This is a genomic window from Acinetobacter sp. Q186-3 (assembly GCF_013420655.1).
Classification (GTDB): domain Bacteria; phylum Pseudomonadota; class Gammaproteobacteria; order Pseudomonadales; family Moraxellaceae; genus Acinetobacter; species Acinetobacter indicus.
In genome coordinates, this window is record NZ_VOXS01000039.1 from 1 (window position 1) to 4,127 (window position 4,127).

The window sequence follows — 4,127 nt, forward strand, 5'->3', positions numbered from 1 at the left end:
GCGATTTTTGTGTCATAGACCCAAAATAATAGGCATATTTTTTATTTCACGAGAGGAAAAGAGGTAATCATGCCATTAATTGAATATTACGGCTTGTTATTTGAATGGCATGACCAAAAAATGGATTTAGTCTATCGAGGGCGAGAAATCACGTTCGATGAGGTCTGTAGTATTTTCCTTGATCCTGCATTGATCTCTTTTGAGGATGTAGGACACTATGATGAACAACGACTAATATCAGTCGGTTTAAGCAATCGTGGTAGACTATTAACAGTGGTTTGGGTTGAACGTGGAGATGTTGCGAGAATAATCACTGCATTTGAACCATCACATCACCAAAAGCGGAGGTACAGCAATGCAAAATGAACTAGAACGCTATAAAAATTTTGACCCTACCAATGCGCCATTGGTTAAACCTAGCTTTGTGAAGAAATTACAGGAACGCCATGCCATAGCTCAAGCACAGGCTTTTGATGCTGATGTAGTTGCATGGTTAAGTTCACAAGATAATGAAACAAAACAACATATTAACGATATGGTTCGCCATATTATGGCATTGAAACGTGCTTGATTAGGGATTTAGTCATGATTAGATATGACCTGCCTTTTTTGTCTTAATGTCTGATTGATCAAAGAAAAAGCCCATTCAGTATTGAAACTAAATGGGCTTTCGCTTTATATTCAGCGGTACGCAGTTATTTGATGTATCGACCATCGAATAACGAAGATCATAAGGTTTGGCGACCGTTATGATTTCACACTAAGGCTTGTACCTGAACTCTATTTTCACAATAAAAAGTGTTTAGTTCAAGACCCAAAATGATAAGTCTTCGTTAATCCGTGTTTTAAATCATCAAATAAGCATCCTAGATCGAGCTTTGCCTGCTCCTGCGTGTCCGTTTTACGGATTGGCATGCGTTGCATGTGGAGGGAATAAGTGTCACTGGTGCAACGTAGCGATAGTCGAAAGGCTAAACCGCTTACAGGGGATTCTCACAAAGGCGGAGCGTTGGAAGTAGTTGTATAGGTCGGTTAAGTTGCATGTTGGGGAAACCCTCGCAGAGATATCGCCATACTTCGACAGGGAGCGTGTGGGAGAAGGTGCAAGACCTTTAGTCCTTGTCTGCATGGTCAGCAAAACCATGTGCGGATACGACCGATATACGTGGCTCCGAAGCCAAAAGAATATGCGGTAAATCGGCAATACTTAAAGGATGCGTCATTTTTTTAAATGACCGCCTTTAGGGAAAGTATTGCCGAAACTCTCTCAACCGTTCACCAAAGCCAAAGCACGAAGTGCGACGCTTTGGTAACGAGTTGAGAAGTTGAGAGCATGTGCTTTTGCTTTTATAGGCTTTTATATTTTTATAGAAGAGTTTTTGAGAAGCTTGTTCTGCTTAGGCTATTATTAAAATCCAATTCTGTTTGTATTAATAATAATATTATTAGAATATTTTCCTCTGACATCATCGCAAACAGTTGTATAGCTATAATATTCATAGGTTTTTAGAGTACCAATAATATAGCCTCTTTGAAAAATAGGTTCCCATTGATTAGTAAATGGACTCAAGAAAAGACCTTGTGAACATTCAATCGCTAAATTATTTTTCACTACATTATTTTTAGGATTTGAGTGAACTTCTTTTATAGAAAAATATCTAATATCCTTATTATTTGGTGCTGTTTTGATTGAATTTTTGTCTACATATATTTTAGAAATCTCACCTTTATCTTTGTTTGTGATGAATACATTAGCAAGTTCCCATTTAGGTGCTGCATGAGAGAGAATTGGTAAAGATAGACAGAGTCCTAAGATAAACTTTTTCATTAATTGTCCTATGAAATCTCATAATGATTTGTTAAATCATAACTTAATTTATTGCTGATCTAGCTTAGCTTATAATTAATTTGAATTATTTTTACGTTGTTTGAGAACTTCTAATCCTAAATCCTTCCAAATTTGCCATTTCATATCATTTGGGTCTATTTCAGCAGTTTTAAGCAGAATTCCAAGTAATTCGGCTGGGTCACGCTGATCAAGGTTAGCAATTTCAAAAAGTGCGCCTAATTGAATGAGATGACGTGTACGAGCTTTTCGTTCAGCTTCCTTTTCTGCATTCAGTAATTTTCTAACTGCTATCTTCTGTTTATTCGCTCGATCTATGGCTTTTTCAGCTTTGATCAAGGCATTCAATTTTTTCTCTTGGTCGGGAGTACGGTATTGGATTTGAGCTAATTCTAATAAAAGCTTTTGTGCATCACTGGGATTCTTTAAAGCAGAAATGTAGGTAATTTTTTCGGATAGCCATTCATTTTTCATATTCAATTCCTTAATTTTGATACCGCAAAAGTACAGGCTCAATACTCAAAGAACGATAACAAAATATTTACGTTCGGTTAACGTAATTTTGTTAAAGTCGTTCTAGATATTTTCGCCTATACTTCCATCAAAAATTTGATGGCGCGCTTAGACGTTTCTCAATTTCATTAAGAAACCTAAGCACGTTAGGGACTTCATCCCTAAGACCCTGACACTTCTTTTTTTCGTTCAATTGAAAATTGAATGAAAAAAAGAAGTACTAAAAAGCTTCAAGGATAATTTATGGCAATTGCTCGATTGAGTATCAAAGTTGGTAAAGCAGGAAAAGCAGCACCGCATGCCGAATATATTGATCGGGATGAAGAAAAGAAGCTGAAACAGGAACAGGCAGAAACCGACCTTGAACATAGCGATTATGGAAACATGCCTAAATGGGCTGAACATAATCCGATTACCTTTTGGGAAGCAGCCGACCTTTACGAGCGCAAAAATGGCAGTACCTATCGAGAATATGAAATTGCCCTACCTAGAGAGATGAATGCCGAGCAACGCCTAGAACTGGTTGAGGACTTCATTCAGTCCGAGATCGGCTCAAAATATCCGTATCAATTTGCGATTCATAACCCTAAAGCAATGGACGGCAAAGATCAGCCCCACGTCCACCTCATGTTTAATGAACGTCTGCAAGATGGAATCGAACGAGATCCGGAGCAGTATTTCAAACGCTATAACAGCAAAAATCCTGAACGTGGCGGAGCTAAAAAAGACAATACAGGCAAGAGTTACCAGGAACGAAAAACCGATATTAAAGACCTACGCCAAAGATGGGCAGATTTATGCAATAGCCATTTAGAAAAGCATCAAATTGATAGCCGTATTGATATGCGAAGCTACAAAGAGCAAGGCATAGAAAAAGAACCCGAAAAGAAACTATTACCAAGCCAAGCTAAAGACCCTGAAATCAGGGAAGCCTTGCAACAGTCACGTATAGCCTATAAAGAGCTTGAGCGACTAGACTTAGGCGACCCGAAAAAAGACCTGAAAGAACTCAAAGACAGCCCAATTTCAGACAAAGAAATTAAACAGGGCATTGAGAGCTTTAAGGCTGATTTTGACAGCTTCAAACAACTTGCCTTACAGCACTACAAAGAACAGCAGAAATTAGAACGAGAGCAAGAGAAAACCATGAGTTATAAGGGAATGAGCCGATGACACCTGATGAAAAAAAGCTATATGCACTGATGGCAGTTGCAGAACAACAGCAGAACCTCGTCAATCAGGCCGTTAAAGAGCTTCAAATCACCGAAGAACGCATTCAAAAGGTCATTGCAGGGCAAACCCATAGCACCGTATCAAAATCGCTAAATACGGGCTTACAAGAGGGTACAGCGGAGCTTATTAAGACTGCTAAAGCACTTGGACGCTTGAATAATTCAATTGAATCAGCCAGTGATCAGTTGTCATGGAAGCTCATTACCATTGTTCTAGGCATCTTTGCCATTCTGATACTGGCCATGACTTGGTTATTTAGTGTTTATATCAAACCTTTAGGCAATATCCCGCAGATCGAGAGCTTAAGACAGCAAGGTATCCAGTTTGATATTGGAAGCTGTACTGTTGGAGAGGAATCTAAACCGTGTGTTCGTGTGATGAAAAAGCAGTGCGGATATGGAAAAAATGGCGATTTTTGTGTCATAGACCCAAAATAATAGGCATATTTTTTATTTCACGAGAGGAAAAGAGGTAATCATGCCATTAATTGAATATTACGGCTTGTTATTTGAATGGCATGACCAAAAAATGGATT

The 4,127-nt window shown here is 38.5% G+C and carries 6 protein-coding genes; 4 read left to right on the forward strand and 2 right to left on the reverse strand.

What is annotated here, in order from left to right; all coding sequences use genetic code 11:
• Positions 1-69: 69 nt before the first annotated feature.
• A complete protein-coding gene (locus tag FTT64_RS14170; protein WP_059264768.1) occupies positions 70-366 on the forward strand; it encodes a BrnT family toxin in 297 nt (98 codons plus the stop codon).
• The gene (locus tag FTT64_RS14175; RefSeq protein ID WP_004847384.1) at positions 356-571 is read left to right on the forward strand and encodes a hypothetical protein; all 216 of its coding nucleotides are present in this window, start codon (positions 356-358) and stop codon (positions 569-571) included. Before FTT64_RS14170 ends, FTT64_RS14175 begins: the two co-directional genes overlap by 11 nt.
• 837 nt (positions 572-1,408) lie before the next feature.
• Here FTT64_RS14175 and FTT64_RS14180 read toward each other — a convergent pair.
• On the reverse strand, positions 1,409-1,828 hold the full coding sequence (locus FTT64_RS14180) for a hypothetical protein (RefSeq protein ID WP_180182511.1): 420 nt from the start codon (positions 1,826-1,828) through the stop codon (positions 1,409-1,411).
• Positions 1,829-1,903: 75 nt separating this feature from the next.
• Positions 1,904-2,320 carry a conjugal transfer protein TraD gene (locus tag FTT64_RS14185; RefSeq protein WP_059264774.1) on the reverse strand — a complete coding sequence of 139 codons (417 nt, stop codon included), beginning with the start codon at positions 2,318-2,320 and terminating at the stop codon, positions 1,904-1,906.
• 282 nt (positions 2,321-2,602) lie between these two features.
• Between FTT64_RS14185 and FTT64_RS14190 the strand changes: the two genes are divergently transcribed.
• Positions 2,603-3,532 carry a MobA/MobL family protein gene (locus FTT64_RS14190; RefSeq protein WP_180182512.1) on the forward strand — a complete coding sequence of 310 codons (930 nt, stop codon included), beginning with the start codon at positions 2,603-2,605 and terminating at the stop codon, positions 3,530-3,532.
• The gene (locus tag FTT64_RS14195; RefSeq protein ID WP_098714803.1) at positions 3,529-4,029 is read left to right on the forward strand and encodes a hypothetical protein; all 501 of its coding nucleotides are present in this window, start codon (positions 3,529-3,531) and stop codon (positions 4,027-4,029) included. Before FTT64_RS14190 ends, FTT64_RS14195 begins: the two co-directional genes overlap by 4 nt.
• The last annotated feature ends 98 nt before the right edge of the window (positions 4,030-4,127 follow it).

Bases quoted from the DNA above. Each gene is read 5' to 3' on its own strand.
- FTT64_RS14195 (WP_098714803.1), top strand. From the start codon at position 3,529: ATGACACCTGATGAAAAAAAGCTATATGCACTGATGGCAGTTGCAGAA.
- FTT64_RS14175 (WP_004847384.1), top strand. From the start codon at position 356: ATGCAAAATGAACTAGAACGCTATAAAAATTTTGACCCTACCAATGCG.
- FTT64_RS14190 (WP_180182512.1), top strand. From the start codon at position 2,603: ATGGCAATTGCTCGATTGAGTATCAAAGTTGGTAAAGCAGGAAAAGCA.
- FTT64_RS14180 (WP_180182511.1), bottom strand. From the start codon at position 1,828: ATGAAAAAGTTTATCTTAGGACTCTGTCTATCTTTACCAATTCTCTCT.
- FTT64_RS14185 (WP_059264774.1), bottom strand. From the start codon at position 2,320: ATGAAAAATGAATGGCTATCCGAAAAAATTACCTACATTTCTGCTTTA.
- FTT64_RS14170 (WP_059264768.1), top strand. From the start codon at position 70: ATGCCATTAATTGAATATTACGGCTTGTTATTTGAATGGCATGACCAA.